This is a genomic window from Lysobacter sp. OAE881 (genome assembly GCF_040546665.1).
Taxonomy (GTDB): Bacteria; Pseudomonadota; Gammaproteobacteria; order Xanthomonadales; family Xanthomonadaceae; genus Lysobacter_J; species Lysobacter_J soli.
Genome location: NZ_JBEPOG010000001.1, coordinates 1 through 14,539, shown reverse-complemented (window position 1 = coordinate 14,539; position 14,539 = coordinate 1). Strand labels below are relative to the sequence as shown.

The following is a 14,539-nucleotide window of genomic DNA, read 5'->3' as shown; positions in this document are numbered from 1 at the left end:
TTTCTTTCCGCGCTGGTTTGAACGATCCCGGTCTGGACCGTCTGCAAATCAGCCCTTGGAGGGCTGCTTCAGCGCGTGGTAGCGCTCCAGGGCCGCGGCGAGTTCCTCGTCGATCATCTCGCGTTCGGCCAGCTGCTGGACAAGCAGTTCCTGCTGGCGGATCAGCTGGTCGTGCTGGATGCGCACATTCTGCTGCGCCGGGACCGGCACCGGCTTGCCGGACAGTTCGTTCTCCCCGGCGCGACGAAGCAGGGCGACGAGCGTGTCGCGACGGCCCACAATGCCCAGGCGCGAGGCCTTGATCGCCTCGTCCATCACGGCCTGGCGTTCGCCGAACGCGCGGCGCAAGTCGTCCTCGGTGGCGTAGGACTCGACCATTGCCTGCTCGCGACGGCTGTTCGCTTCGGCGATCGCGGCCTTCTCCTTGTCGAGCTTCGCCTGCGCCTCGGCAGCGGCACGTTCCTCGGCCGTCAGCGCGCGGGCGATCTGCTTGCTTGCCAGGCCGCTTCTGGCGTTGATCTCGGTGCGCGCGCTGTCCACCGCGTGGGCGGGCAGGGCGTCGCCGCACACCCGGGCGCCGTTCTCGTTCCAGCAGTAAAGCTTCTTGCCGCCAGGGGCCCCCTGGGCCATGGCGACGCCGGCGAACATCAGCGTGCAGGCGAGCAGCGGCACGGTGCGGCTCATCAGGGTGCGATGGATCACATTGCGCTTCGTCACGTCAGCAAAGTCCGAAGGATTTGTCGGGATTCCCCCAGAATCATGCAAGAGTCACGCCAGCATCGGCACTTGGAATACCGCGGGGATCAGCCGGCCGAGTCGCTGCCGTAGGCCTGCCGATAGGCCAGCAGGCGCCCGCGCTGCGCCGCCAGCTCCGCGTTGCCGCCAGCGAAGTCCAGCAGGTCGGACAGCGTTGCGACCGCGATGACCGGCAAGCCATGGTCGGCCGCGACCGATTGTGCCGCTGAGCGTCGGGTTTTGGCCGGGTCGATGGCTTCCTGCCGATCGAGTGCAATGACAATGCCGGCGGTTTCGCCACCTGCGTCACGAATCAGTCCAAGCGCCTCGCGGATCGCGGTGCCGGCGGTGATCACGTCGTCGACGATCAGCACGCGGCGGCCCTGGAGGGGTGCGCCGATCAGGTTGCCGCCTTCGCCATGGGTCTTGGCTTCCTTGCGGTTGAACGCCACGGGCAGGTCGCGGCCGCGACGTGCGTACTCGCACGCCAGCGCGGTCGCCAGCGGAATGCCCTTGTAGGCCGGGCCGAAAAGCAGGTCGAACCCGACGCCGTGCGCATCGATCGCATCGGCGTAGCACGCGGCCAGGCCGGCCAGCGCGGCGCCCGAGTCGAAGCGTCCCGCGTTGAAGAAGTACGGGCTTTGGCGCCCGGACTTCAGCGTGAAATCGCCGAAACGCAGGGCGTCGGCGCGCAGGGCGAGGTCGAGGAAACGGGCGCGGTGGTCTTGGGTCATGTCGTCGTGTGCGGATGGAGGAACTGCAGCATCACGTGCTGCGGGCCGGCGCTGCCGCCGTGGAAAAGCTCGCCGGTGTCGATGAAACCGGACTTCAGGTACGCCGAGATCGCCGGCGCGTTGATGCAGTTGACCGTGAGCACCAGCACCTCGCGGCCGGGATGGCGCGCGCGCAGGTCGTCGCAGCAGGCGTTCATCGCCATGCGGCCGTAGCCGCGGCCCTGCTGGCGGTGATCGATCACGAACGCACGCAGGCCGACGCTCGGCATGCCTAACGAACGGCCGACGACCGCATTGGGCGCGAAATCGAGCCGGTAGAAGCCGACGATCGCGTCGTCGGCGATCACCGCCATCGCCTCGCTCATCAGGTCGCGCAGCGTGTCGCCGAGATTGAAGGCCGTGTCGCCGACGTACCGGTACTGGTCCGGCGCCACGCGCAGCGCACGCACGGCGCGCGCTGCGGTGGAGTCGGGATCCACGATCGGTTCGACGCGGACGCGGGCGGTGACGGCGGACATGGCGGGAATGATAGCCCCGGGGCCATTTGAACCGCCCTGCCGCGCCGTTGCCGCACGCCGGGCCGACGGCGACGCGCAGGGGCTATGATCGCCGGCACATCGTCGTGGAGTGCGCATGCGCATCATCAGCTTCAACGCCAACGGCCTGCGTTCGGCCGCCAACAAGGGCTTCTTCGACTGGTTCCGCACGCAGGACGCCGACGTGTTGTGCGTTCAGGAAACCAAGGCGCAGGAGCACCAGCTCGCCGGCCCGCAGTTCCTGCCCGAGGGGTATCGCGCGTGGTTCAAGGACGCGATCACGAAGAAGGGCTACAGCGGCGTGGCGATCTACAGCCGGCGCGAGCCCGATGAAGTCCGCACGAGCATGGGCTGGGCGCCGTTCGACGACGAAGGCCGCTATATCGAGGCGCGCTTCGGCAACCTGAGCGTGGTGTCGTTCTACATCCCGTCGGGTTCGTCGGGCGAGCTGCGGCAGGGCTTCAAGTTCGAAGTGATGGAATGGCTGAAGCCGCATCTCGACCAATGGCTCGCCAGCGGCCGCGACTACGTGCTGTGCGGCGACTGGAACATCGTGCGCTCGAAGCTCGACATCAAGAACTGGACGAGCAACCAGAAGAATTCCGGCTGCCTGCCGCCCGAGCGCGAATGGCTCAACGGGGTGTGCGTGGACACCTCGGGCTGGGTCGATGCCTACCGCGCGCTGCACGCCGAGGGCCAGGACTACACCTGGTGGAGCAACCGCGGCGCCGCGCGCGCAAATAACGTCGGATGGCGCATCGACTACCAGCTGTGCACGCCGTCGCTCGCCTCGAAGCTGAAAGCGTGTTCGATCCTGCGCGAGCCGCGCTTCTCCGACCACGCGCCTTTCAGCGTCGACTATGACCTCTGAAACCGCGCCGGCTGCCGAGCCGAAACTGAAGGGCTGGCGCCTGGTCGCCGCGAACCTGCGCGAGCCCAAAGTGCTGGTGATGCTGCTGCTGGGCTTCAGCTCCGGCATCCCGATCTACCTGGTCGGCAACACGCTCGGCTACTGGATGCGCGAGAACGCGATCGAGCTGTCGACGATCGGGTTCCTCTCCTGGGTCGGTCTCGCGTACTCGCTGAAATTCCTGTGGGCGCCGCTGATCGACAAGCTCGACGCACCGGTGCTCGGCAAGTGGCTGGGGCGTCGTCGCGGCTGGATGCTGTTGTCGCAGGTCATCGTGGCGATCGCGCTGTTCGGCATGGCGAACGTGCAGCCGCAGGAAGGCCAGCTGGTGCTGTGGGGCCAGACGCTGGACCAGCTGGTGGTATTCGGCGTGCTGGCGCTGGTGGTGGCCTTCGCGTCGGCGACGCAGGACATCGTGATCGACGCCTGGCGCATCGAGATCGCCTCCAGCAACGAGCAGCAGGGCCTGCTGACGGCGACGTCCGCGCTCGGATACCGTGGCGCGCTGCTGGTCACCGACTCGCTGATCCTGATCTTCGCCGCGCACATCGGCTGGTCGCTGTCGTACGAGGTGATGGCGGCGCTGATGGGCGTGGGCATCCTCGCCACCTTCCTGGCGCGCGAGCCCGCCGCCAGCGTGCAGGCTGCCGCTGCATCGCATGGTTCGATGCTGTCGGCCCAGGGGATTTACGACGCGATCATTGCCCCGTTCGTCGTGTTCTTCCGCGAGCACGGCAAGTGGGCGCTGGTGATGCTGCTGGCGATCAGCCTATATCGCCTGCCGGACTTCGTGCTCGGTCCGATGGCAAATCCCTTCTACGCCGATCTCGGACTGGACAAGGAAACCGTCGGCGCCGTCCGCGGCAGCTTCGGCCTGCTGGCGACCACGCTGGGCATCGCCGCCGCCGGCCTGTGTGCGGTGCGCTTCGGCTTCTTCACGACGCTGATGGCCGGCGCGGTGCTGGGACCCGGATCGAACCTGGCCTTCTCCTACCTGGCGCTGCACGGGGCCGACGCCGGCGTCTTCACGGCGGTGATGGTGATCGACAACTTTTGCTCGGGCTTCGCCGGCGTGGCGCTGATCGGCTACATGTCCAGCCTGACCAGCGCTGGCTACACGGCCACGCAGTACGCCCTGCTCAGCTCGTTCTACGCGCTGCCAGGCAAGGTACTGAAGGGAATGTCCGGCTGGACGATCGAACAACTGGAAGTGGGCCGCAGTTTGCTCGAGGCGTATTCGCTATTCTTCGCCGGAACGGCCCTGATCGGGATACCCGCACTGCTACTGTGCCTGGTCCTGGCCGCTCGCCGCACGGGCGCCCGCGCACCAGCGGTGGAATGACCAGGCACCGGCCTGGAAGGAAACCCGAATGACCGACATCATCCTTCACGACATCGACCCGCTGCTGCTGGACCGCGTCAAGCGTGTCGCGCAGGCGCGCAGCTGGCCGCTGCAGGAAGCGCTGATGCACCTGCTCGAGCACGGGCTGTTCGCGTGCGAAGCCGAGCTCGCCGCGCGCTTCACCGACTCCGATGCGATGGCGCTGCAGGCCGCTATCGCCGCGCTGGAGCACATTCCGAGCGATCCGGGTTTCTCGAAGATCGGCCGCATGGAGCGGCCCGCGGACGTGAGCGTTGCCCCGCTCGAAAGTGCCGGCTTGACCGACGTCGACCGCGACCTGATGGCCTACGCCCAGAAGGGCTGATTCCCGCGGATGCGGGGAAAGCCCCGCCTCAGGCGACCGGATGCACCACGCCGAGCACGCGCAGGCCGCGCGCGCCGGTCACGCTGGGCAGGTTGCCGGGCAGGCCCGACAGCGTCTGCCGCGCCAGCCACGCAAACCCCATCGCCTCGATGAAATCCGGATCCACGCCGTGACGTGCGGTGGATTCGACGACCGCCTCCGGAAGATGCGCGCCGATGCGCTCTAGCAGGCGCGGGTTGTGCACGCCGCCGCCACAGGCGAGCACGCGACGCGTCGTCGGCTGGTGCGCGCGCAATGCGTCGGCGATGGTGATGGCGCTCAGTTCCAGCAGCGTGGCCTGCACGTCGGCAGGCGACTCGTCGCCATCGAGGCGGCGTTCGACCCAGCGGAGGTGGAACTGCTCGCGGCCGGTGCTTTTGGGCGGGGGCAGCATGAACCAGGGCTCGTCCAGCAGGCGAGCCAGCAGCTCGGCATCGAGTTCGCCCTGTGCAGCGAAGGCGCCACCGGCGTCGTAGGCGGCGCCCGTGTGGCGCAGGCACCACGCGTCGAGCAGGCAGTTCGCCGGGCCGGTATCGAAGCCACGCACGGAGCCATCGACCGGCAGCAGGGTGAAATTGGCGATGCCGCCGAGGTTCAGCACCGCGCGGTCCTCGTCCGCGTCGGCCAGCAGCGCCGCGTGCAGCGCCGGCAGCAGTGGCGCGCCGTGTCCGCCGGCCGCGACGTCGCGGCGGCGGAAATCGGCAGCGGTGGCGATGCCGGTGCGTTCGGCGATCAGCCCGCCGTCGCCCATCTGCCAGGTGAAGGGGTGGCGGCCGTCGAAGCGCGCGCCTTCCGGGCGGTGGCGAACCGTCTGGCCGTGCGAGCCGATCGCGCGCACGTCGCCGGCCGGCACGCCGGCTTCGGCGAGCAGGCGCTGCGTCGCGTCGGCGAAGGACTCGGCGATCTGCACGTCCAGCGTGCCCAGTTCGTCCAGCGACTGCGCATCGGACCCCTGGCCCAGCGCGACCAGGCGCTCGCGCAGCGCGTCGTCCCAGGCGTAGGTGCGGCCCAGCAGCAGTTCGACGGCGTCGCGGCCGTCGGGGTGTCGTTCGAAGCGGACGAGCGCGGCGTCGATGCCGTCCGCGCTGGTGCCGGAGATCAGGCCGACGAAGAGTCCGTCGACCGGCGGGCCCGAAGACCCGGCCGCGGAAGCCGGCACGTCAGGCCTTGGTCTTCGCGGTCTTGGCCGGCTTGCGCGCGGCCGGCGAGGGCTCGGACGCGTCGGCGTAGATGATGTTCTCGACCTTCTGGATCCGCGCCAGCGCGACGGACGTCTGCGCGCGGAACTGCGCCAGCGCGTTGCCCGACAGCGGCTCCGGCGGCGGCATGGTGATCGACAGCGGGTTGCGGTGCACGCCGTTGACGCGGAATTCGTAATGCAGGTGCGGACCGGTCGACATGCCCGTGCTGCCGACGTAGCCGATCACCGTGCCCTGCGCGATGCGCTGGCCCGGGCGGATCTTGCCGATGCGCGACATGTGGCCGTACAGGGTGCTGTAGCCGCGGCCGTGGTCCAGCACGACGGCGTTGCCGTAGCCGCCCTGCCAGCCGGCCGAGACGACGCGCGCATCGCCGGCGGCCATGATCGGCGTGCCGGTGCGCGCGGCGTAGTCCACGCCCTTGTGCATGCGCGTGCGGCCCAGGACCGGGTGCTTGCGCGTGCCGAAGTTCGAGGTCAGGCGCGCGTACGGGATCGGCATGCGGATGAAGCTCTTCTTCAGCGGACGACCGTCGCCGGTGAAGTACTCGGCCTTGCCGTCGCGCTCGAAGCGGAAACCGGTGTGCAGCTTGCCGCCGGTGGTGAAGGTCGCCGCCAGCACCGGACCGGTGCGCAGCAGTTCGCCTTCGCGCCAGGTCTGCTCGACCACCACGCTGAAGCGGTCGTCGGCCCCGACGTCTTCGTTGAAGTCGATGTCGTACTTGAAGATGTCGTCGGTCAGGGTGTTGATGTTGTTGCCCGACAGGCCCAGCTTGCGGGCCGAACGGAACAGCGACTTGCCGACCTTGCCGCTGATCACCACGGTGCGGGTCTCGGTCGGGCGGACGGTGACCTTCTCGGTGACCTTGTCGCCGGCGATGGCCAGCTCGACGCGGTGGCTGTCGTCGCGGTCGTAACGGAAGGTGCGCAGTTCACCGCTGACCGGCAGGTCGAACGCGAGCTCGGTGCCGGGCTTCAGGCGGGTCAGGACGGACTTGTCGTTCGGGACGGCCTCCAGGATCTGATGCATCGTCGAGGCCGGAAGGTCCATGTCCTCGAAGACCGCGCCGAGCGTCTGGCCGCGCTCCACGCGCACGATCTGCCAGCTGTCGCCGCTGTGGCCCTTCAGCCGCGACAGCGGGAGCGGCGGCAGCGCCAGCGCCAGCGAGCTGCGCTGGGCATGGACCGGCGCCGGGACGTTGGAAGTGGGACCGAAGCCGGGCACGATCGCGGCAACAAGCACGCCAAGGGTGGCAAACAGGCTGGCGTGCGCCCAGTGGCGGCGCGTCCAGCGGCCATTGAAACCCCGGGACACCTGGCTTGCGGCGACCGGACGGTGCAGAGCGGCTTCACGCAGCGCCTTGAGTCGTTGGCGCCGATCCGTACCGGTCTCGGAAGTCGTCATGTGTGTGTCCCGCGCGCAGGTGTGAAGGCGATGTAGCGGCGTTACCATAGAGGCGCGAGCAGTGTGCGTCAAACCCTTGAACTGAATAGGGTTTTTCTTCACGTGCCCCGGCGGTTATGTTTAACCATGATTTAACCCGAATCCATGATCGTGATCGCATTGCGCGTTCACCATTCACCAGCGAGTCCCACTTTGTCCCCCCAGATTTCCGCCCCTGTCCAAGATGCCCTCGACCTGATCGGCCGCGGCGCCGACGAGATCCTCAAACGCGAGGAGCTGGAGGCCCGGCTCAAGCTCGGCCGTCCTCTGCGAGTCAAGGCCGGCTTCGACCCGACCGCGCCCGACCTGCATCTGGGCCACACGGTGCTGCTGAACAAGATGCGCCAGTTCCAGGACCTGGGCCATCAGGTGATCTTCCTGATCGGCGACTTCACCGGAATGATCGGCGACCCGACCGGCAAGAACGTCACCCGCAAGCCGCTCACCCGCGAAGACGTGCTCGCCAACGCGCAGACCTACGCCGACCAGGTCTTCAAGGTGCTGGACAAGGAGCGCACGGAAGTGCGCTTCAACTCCGAATGGTTCGGCCAGATGGGCGCGGCCGACATGATCAAGCTCGCCGCGCAGCACACCGTCGCGCGTATGCTCGAACGCGACGATTTCGCCAAGCGCTACGCGGCGCAGCAGTCGATCGCGATCCACGAGTTCCTGTATCCGCTGGTGCAGGGTTACGACTCGGTCGCGCTGAAGGCCGACGTCGAACTCGGCGGTACCGACCAGAAATTCAACCTGCTCATGGGGCGCGGCCTGCAGGAGCATTACGGCCAGGCGCCGCAGATCGTGCTGACGATGCCGTTGCTGGAAGGCCTGGACGGCGTCAACAAGATGTCCAAGTCGCTGGGCAACTACATCGGCATCAATGAGCCGGCCATCGACATGGTCACCAAGACGATGAAGATCGACGACGTGCTCATGTGGCGCTGGATCGATCTGCTCAGCTTCGAGATCGGCATCGCGGAAGCCGCGCAGCTCAAGCGCGATATCGAGGGCGGACAGCTCAATCCGCGCGACCTGAAGCTGCGCCTGGCGCGCGAGCTTGCTGCGCGTTTCCACGGGGAATCGGCTGCGGAACTGGCGATCGCCGGGTGGAATGCCGCGGTGCGCGGCGAGGGCGATATCGCGTCGCTGCCCATCAACGACGTCGCCGTGCCCGCCGAAGGCGTGCGCATCGCGGCGTTGCTGACGGCGGCGGGCCTGACGCCCAGCAATTCAGAGGCGAACCGCAAGCTGAAGGAACGTGCGGTGCGACTCGACGGCGAAGTCATCGAAGACGTGCAGCGTGTGTTCGTGCCGGGCTTCGAAGGCGTGCTTGCGGTGGGCAAGCGCACGTTCGCGCGCGTTCGCCTGATCGCGGCCTGACGTCTTATTCCATGCGTTATTGAACGCGCGCATCGATGTTGTGCGCGGCGTTCATGAAGCTTCAAAAAATTTCTTCGTAAACCTCTTCCAATTCCGATTGTGCGTGTGCACAATGCGCGCCCCGCCGAGGTGAATCACTGACGCGGGACGCGGTTGAAGCGGCGGTTTTCGAAGGGCGGTTGACGAACTCCGAAGGTGCTGTAAGATGCGCGGCCCTGCTGACGGGACGGCCTTGAAACGAGGCGCTGAACGGGAGGCGGGGGCAGCGAAAAAGATCTCGACACGGTGTTGACGGAATCGAAATTCGCTGTATAGTAGTCGGCTCCCTCGGGCACTTCGGTGCGGCGGGGTGAGGCAAGGGAAAGGCGCTGAGGCCGGCCCCGAGATCTTTGACAGTGTGCGCAGGTGACTTGTGCGGGCGTCTGGCTAGTGGATGGTTGTCCATCAGCAGATGTCCTGTAACAAGCATTAATGATTCAAAGCATGCAAATGCAAGCGAGTAATTGATGCCTGGAACGGGCTCTGCACTCAAGATATTGAACCTTCGGGTTCTGCAATTTTAAGTGAAGAGTTTGATCCTGGCTCAGAGTGAACGCTGGCGGCAGGCCTAACACATGCAAGTCGAACGGCAGCACAGAGGAGCTTGCTCCTTGGGTGGCGAGTGGCGGACGGGTGAGGAATGCATCGGAATCTGCCTATTTGTGGGGGATAACGTAGGGAAACTTACGCTAATACCGCATACGTCCTACGGGAGAAAGTGGGGGACCTTCGGGCCTCACGCAGATAGATGAGCCGATGCCGGATTAGCTAGTTGGCGGGGTAAAGGCCCACCAAGGCGACGATCCGTAGCTGGTCTGAGAGGATGATCAGCCACACTGGAACTGAGACACGGTCCAGACTCCTACGGGAGGCAGCAGTGGGGAATATTGGACAATGGGCGCAAGCCTGATCCAGCCATGCCGCGTGTGTGAAGAAGGCCTTCGGGTTGTAAAGCACTTTTGTCCGGAAAGAAAAGCGCTCGATTAATACTCGGGTGTTATGACGGTACCGGAAGAATAAGCACCGGCTAACTTCGTGCCAGCAGCCGCGGTAATACGAAGGGTGCAAGCGTTACTCGGAATTACTGGGCGTAAAGCGTGCGTAGGTGGTTTGTTAAGTCTGATGTGAAAGCCCTGGGCTCAACCTGGGAACTGCATTGGAAACTGGCTTACTAGAGTGCGGTAGAGGGGTGTGGAATTCCCGGTGTAGCAGTGAAATGCGTAGATATCGGGAGGAACATCTGTGGCGAAGGCGACACCCTGGACCAGCACTGACACTGAGGCACGAAAGCGTGGGGAGCAAACAGGATTAGATACCCTGGTAGTCCACGCCCTAAACGATGCGAACTGGATGTTGGGGGCAACTTGGCCCTCAGTATCGAAGCTAACGCGTTAAGTTCGCCGCCTGGGAAGTACGGTCGCAAGACTGAAACTCAAAGGAATTGACGGGGGCCCGCACAAGCGGTGGAGTATGTGGTTTAATTCGATGCAACGCGAAGAACCTTACCTGGCCTTGACATGCACGGAACTTTCCAGAGATGGATTGGTGCCTTCGGGAACCGTGACACAGGTGCTGCATGGCTGTCGTCAGCTCGTGTCGTGAGATGTTGGGTTAAGTCCCGCAACGAGCGCAACCCTTGTCCTTAGTTGCCAGCACGTAATGGTGGGAACTCTAAGGAGACCGCCGGTGACAAACCGGAGGAAGGTGGGGATGACGTCAAGTCATCATGGCCCTTACGGCCAGGGCTACACACGTACTACAATGGTAGGGACAGAGGGCTGCAAACCCGCGAGGGCAAGCCAATCCCAGAAACCCTATCTCAGTCCGGATTGGAGTCTGCAACTCGACTCCATGAAGTCGGAATCGCTAGTAATCGCAGATCAGCATTGCTGCGGTGAATACGTTCCCGGGCCTTGTACACACCGCCCGTCACACCATGGGAGTTTGTTGCACCAGAAGCAGGTAGCTTAACCTTCGGGAGGGCGCTTGCCACGGTGTGGCCGATGACTGGGGTGAAGTCGTAACAAGGTAGCCGTATCGGAAGGTGCGGCTGGATCACCTCCTTTAGAGACTAAAGACAGCAAATTGCTGGCCGGACGTCCGCACAAGTGACCTGCATCTAGTTCCGGGACCTCCCAAGGGGGAAGTCCGCGGGAGCGTCCCTCGTTTGAACAAGGGGCTTTAGCTCAGCTGGGAGAGCACCTGCTTTGCAAGCAGGGGGTCGTCGGTTCGATCCCGACAAGCTCCACCAAACCAGCCGTGCACGACTTTTGGGTCTGTAGCTCAGGTGGTTAGAGCGCACCCCTGATAAGGGTGAGGCCGGTGGTTCGAGTCCTCCCAGACCCACCACTCCCGAACGAAACTAGATTGCGCACACATCAAGAATTGAAGCGGTACGGCGTTGAGGCCGGATCGCGTTCTTTGAAAACTGGGAAAGTAGCGAGCGTTTTGAGACGAATGTCCATGACGTGTCGTGAGGCTAAGGCGGGTGCCGAAAGGCACCTTATAATTGAGTCGTTGAATTCGCGTTTGGGCTTTGTACCCCCGAACACAGACGACCCTGAGGCGACTTGGGGTTATATGGTCAAGCGAATAAGCGCACACGGTGGATGCCTTGGCGGTCAGAGGCGATGAAGGACGTGGCAGCCTGCGAAAAGTGCGGGGGAGCTGGCAACAAGCATTGATCCCGCAATGTCCGAATGGGGAAACCCACCTAGCAATAGGTATCCTGCAGTGAATACATAGCTGCTGGAAGCAAACCCGGAGAACTGAAATATCTAAGTACCCGGAGGAAAAGAAATCAACCGAGATTCCCTAAGTAGTGACGAGCGAACGGGGACCAGCCCTTAAGTTGATTGAGTTCTAGCAAAACAACCTGGAAAGGTTGGCCATAGACGGTGACAGCCCGGTATGCGAAAGAGCTCTTTTGATGAAATCGAGTAAGGCGGGGCACGAGAAACCCTGTCTGAACATGGGGGGACCATCCTCCAAGGCTAAATACTCCTGACCGACCGATAGTGAACCAGTACCGTGAGGGAAAGGCGAAAAGAACCCCGGAGAGGGGAGTGAAATAGACCCTGAAACCGTGTGCGTACAAGCAGTCGGAGCCCGCAAGGGTGACGGCGTACCTTTTGTATAATGGGTCAGCGACTTACTGTTCGTGGCGAGCTTAACCGTATAGGGGAGGCGAAGGGAAACCGAGTCTGATAAGGGCGCATAGTCGCGGGCAGTAGACCCGAAACCGGGTGATCTAGTCATGCCCAGGGTGAAGGTTGAGTAACATCAACTGGAGGCCCGAACCCACTCCCGTTGCAAAGGTAGGGGATGAGGTGTGATTAGGAGTGAAAAGCTAATCGAACCCGGAGATAGCTGGTTCTCCTCGAAAGCTATTTAGGTAGCGCCTCATGTGAATCTTCCTGGGGGTAGAGCACTGTTATGGCTAGGGGGTCATTGCGACTTACCAAACCATGGCAAACTCCGAATACCAGGACAGACTGCATGGGAGACACACGGCGGGTGCTAACGTCCGTCGTGAAAAGGGAAACAACCCAGACCCACAGCTAAGGTCCCAAATTTCGTGCTAAGTGGAAAACGATGTGGAAAGGCACAGACAGCCAGGAGGTTGGCTTAGAAGCAGCCACCCTTTAAAGAAAGCGTAATAGCTCACTGGTCGAGTCGGTCTGCGCGGAAGATTTAACGGGGCTAAGCACGGAACCGAAGCTTGGGGTGCACACTTTGTGTGCGCGGTAGAGGAGCGTTCCGTAAGCCGATGAAGGTGGATTGAGAAGTCCGCTGGAGGTATCGGAAGTGCGAATGCTGACATGAGTAACGATAATGCGGGTGAAAAGCCCGCACGCCGAAAGCCCAAGGTTTCCTTGCGCAACGTTAATCGACGCAGGGTGAGTCGGCCCCTAAGGCGAGGCAGAAATGCGTAGTCGATGGGAAGCTGGTTAATATTCCAGCACCTCGCGTAAGTGCGATGGAGGGACGGAGAAGGTTAGGCAGGCCGGGCGTTGGTTGTCCCGGTGAGAGAGTTGAGGCGGTCCCCTTAGGCAAATCCGGGGGGGCAACGTTGAGACTAAGGACGAGTCCTTTAGGACTAAGCTGCCGATATCACGCTTCCAGGAAAAGCTCCTAAGCTTCAGCTTACGCAGACCGTACCGTAAACCGACACAGGTGGGCAGGATGAGAATTCTCAGGCGCTTGAGAGAACTCGGGTGAAGGAACTAGGCAAAATAGCACCGTAACTTCGGGAGAAGGTGCGCCCTTTTTGGTTCATAGCTGAGAAGGGCCGCAGTGACCAGGCCGCTGCGACTGTTTATCAAAAACACAGCACTCTGCAAACACGAAAGTGGACGTATAGGGTGTGACGCCTGCCCGGTGCCGGAAGGTTAATTGATGGGGTCAGCCGCAAGGCGAAGCTCTTGATCGAAGCCCCGGTAAACGGCGGCCGTAACTATAACGGTCCTAAGGTAGCGAAATTCCTTGTCGGGTAAGTTCCGACCTGCACGAATGGCGTAACGACAGCGGCGCTGTCTCCACCCGAGACTCAGTGAAATTGAAATCGCTGTGAAGATGCAGCGTTCCCGCGGCAAGACGGAAAGACCCCGTGAACCTTTACTATAGCTTTACACTGAACGTTGAGTTCGTCTGTGTAGGATAGGTGGGAGGCTATGAAACCGAGGCGCTAGCTTCGGTGGAGCCATCCTTGAAATACCACCCTGATGTGCTTGACGTTCTAACCTAGGTCCGTAATCCGGATCGGGGACCGTGTATGGTGGGTAGTTTGACTGGGGCGGTCTCCTCCCAAAGTGTAACGGAGGAGCACGAAGGTACGCTCAGCGCGGTCGGACATCGCGCACTGTGTGCAAAGGCATAAGCGTGCTTGACTGCAAGATCGACGGATCAAGCAGGTACGAAAGTAGGTCTTAGTGATCCGGTGGTTCTGTATGGAAGGGCCATCGCTCAACGGATAAAAGGTACTCCGGGGATAACAGGCTGATACCGCCCAAGAGTTCATATCGACGGCGGTGTTTGGCACCTCGATGTCGGCTCATCACATCCTGGGGCTGTAGTCGGTCCCAAGGGTATGGCTGTTCGCCATTTAAAGTGGTACGCGAGCTGGGTTCAGAACGTCGTGAGACAGTTCGGTCCCTATCTGTCGTGGGCGTTGGAGATTTGAGAGGGGCTGCTCCTAGTACGAGAGGACCGGAGTGGACGAACCTCTGGTGTTCCGGTTGTCACGCCAGTGGCACTGCCGGGTAGCTATGTTCGGAAGCGATAACCGCTGAAAGCATCTAAGCGGGAAGCGCGCCTCAAGATGAGATCTCCCGGGAGCTTGACTCCCCTGAAGGAACCATCAAGACCAGGTGGTTGATAGGCTGGGTGTGTAAGTGCAGCAATGCATTGAGCTAACCAGTACTAATGATCCGTGTGGCTTGACCATATAACCTCAAGTGGCCTTGGACTTACGACAACGTCGTGACGTTCGGCTCACTCGCTACTTATCCCAACCTATCCGCTGAAGACGGCTTGCCGTCCTAAGCAAACCAACGAGAGCGTGCGCGCAACTCTGTACACCGAGCAATGCGACCCTCCACCCTCTCCCTGGTGACAATAGCTGTGTGGTCCCACCCGATCCCATTCCGAACTCGGAAGTGAAACGCACATGCGCCGATGGTAGTGTGGCTCAAGCCATGCAAGAGTAGGTCATCGCCAGGGGCTTTACCCCAGAAGGCCGGTCCATCAGGACCGGCCTTCTTCTTTTTGCGCGATAAAAAAGCAAACTGGCGCATTACGGCCTCGCAGGACAAACGGA

At 62.7% G+C, this 14,539-nt stretch carries 9 protein-coding genes, 2 tRNA genes and 3 rRNA genes; 9 read left to right on the top strand and 5 right to left on the bottom strand.

The window, feature by feature from the left end; translation table 11 throughout:
- Nucleotides 1–48: 48 nt before the first annotated feature.
- The 3 genes from ABIE51_RS00070 to ABIE51_RS00060 all read right to left on the bottom strand — a co-directional run bounded on the left by ABIE51_RS00070 (nt 49) and on the right by ABIE51_RS00060 (nt 1,987).
- Nucleotides 49–672 carry a hypothetical protein gene (locus tag ABIE51_RS00070; RefSeq protein WP_192631774.1) on the bottom strand — a complete coding sequence of 208 codons (624 nt, stop codon included), beginning with the start codon at nt 670–672 and terminating at the stop codon, nt 49–51.
- Nucleotides 673–803: 131 nt separating this feature from the next.
- Nucleotides 804–1,469, bottom strand: coding sequence for an orotate phosphoribosyltransferase (pyrE, locus tag ABIE51_RS00065; protein WP_192631773.1), 666 nt, complete (start codon nt 1,467–1,469; stop codon nt 804–806).
- Nucleotides 1,466–1,987 (bottom strand): GNAT family N-acetyltransferase, encoded by a 522-nt coding sequence (locus tag ABIE51_RS00060; RefSeq protein WP_192631772.1) that lies wholly within the window; start codon nt 1,985–1,987, stop codon nt 1,466–1,468. The genes pyrE and ABIE51_RS00060 overlap by 4 nt, the downstream gene beginning before the upstream one ends.
- Before the next feature lie 115 nt (nt 1,988–2,102).
- On the opposite strand from ABIE51_RS00060, the gene ABIE51_RS00055 reads away from it, so the two are divergent.
- Genes ABIE51_RS00055 through ABIE51_RS00045 form a run of 3 tightly spaced genes read left to right on the top strand, consistent with a single transcriptional unit; the run spans nt 2,103 to nt 4,621 of the window.
- Nucleotides 2,103–2,876: an exodeoxyribonuclease III gene (locus ABIE51_RS00055; protein ID WP_192631771.1), complete on the top strand. Its 774-nt coding sequence runs from the start codon at nt 2,103–2,105 to the stop codon at nt 2,874–2,876.
- Nucleotides 2,866–4,257: an AmpG family muropeptide MFS transporter gene (locus tag ABIE51_RS00050; protein ID WP_192631770.1), complete on the top strand. Its 1,392-nt coding sequence runs from the start codon at nt 2,866–2,868 to the stop codon at nt 4,255–4,257. The genes ABIE51_RS00055 and ABIE51_RS00050 overlap by 11 nt, the downstream gene beginning before the upstream one ends.
- 28 nt (nt 4,258–4,285) lie before the next feature.
- On the top strand, nt 4,286–4,621 hold the full coding sequence (locus ABIE51_RS00045) for a hypothetical protein (RefSeq protein WP_192631769.1): 336 nt from the start codon (nt 4,286–4,288) through the stop codon (nt 4,619–4,621).
- Nucleotides 4,622–4,649: 28 nt separating this feature from the next.
- On the opposite strand, the gene ABIE51_RS00040 is transcribed toward ABIE51_RS00045, so the two are convergent.
- Together ABIE51_RS00040 and ABIE51_RS00035 are read right to left on the bottom strand one after the other, a co-directional pair.
- Nucleotides 4,650–5,819: an anhydro-N-acetylmuramic acid kinase gene (locus tag ABIE51_RS00040; RefSeq protein ID WP_192631768.1), complete on the bottom strand. Its 1,170-nt coding sequence runs from the start codon at nt 5,817–5,819 to the stop codon at nt 4,650–4,652.
- Nucleotide 5,820: 1 nt separating this feature from the next.
- A complete protein-coding gene (locus ABIE51_RS00035; RefSeq protein WP_192631767.1) occupies nt 5,821–7,263 on the bottom strand; it encodes a peptidoglycan DD-metalloendopeptidase family protein in 1,443 nt (480 codons plus the stop codon).
- A gap of 192 nt (nt 7,264–7,455) precedes the next feature.
- Between ABIE51_RS00035 and tyrS the strand changes: the two genes are divergently transcribed.
- From tyrS to rrf, 6 genes are all read left to right on the top strand, one after another.
- Complete coding sequence (gene tyrS, locus ABIE51_RS00030; protein WP_354503002.1) at nt 7,456–8,682, top strand: tyrosine--tRNA ligase; 1,227 nt, start codon at nt 7,456–7,458, stop codon at nt 8,680–8,682.
- Nucleotides 8,683–9,242: 560 nt separating this feature from the next.
- A 16S ribosomal RNA gene (locus ABIE51_RS00025) occupies nt 9,243–10,787 on the top strand.
- 109 nt (nt 10,788–10,896) lie between these two features.
- Nucleotides 10,897–10,972, top strand: a tRNA-Ala gene (locus tag ABIE51_RS00020).
- 21 nt (nt 10,973–10,993) lie between these two features.
- A tRNA-Ile gene (locus tag ABIE51_RS00015) sits at nt 10,994–11,070 on the top strand.
- Nucleotides 11,071–11,303: 233 nt separating this feature from the next.
- Nucleotides 11,304–14,167: ribosomal RNA gene (locus ABIE51_RS00010) — 23S ribosomal RNA — on the top strand.
- A 160-nt stretch (nt 14,168–14,327) separates the two neighbouring features.
- Nucleotides 14,328–14,442: ribosomal RNA gene (rrf, locus tag ABIE51_RS00005) — 5S ribosomal RNA — on the top strand.
- Together the 16S, 23S and 5S rRNA genes with 2 tRNA genes alongside form the textbook arrangement of a ribosomal RNA operon.
- Nucleotides 14,443–14,539 lie beyond the last annotated feature (97 nt).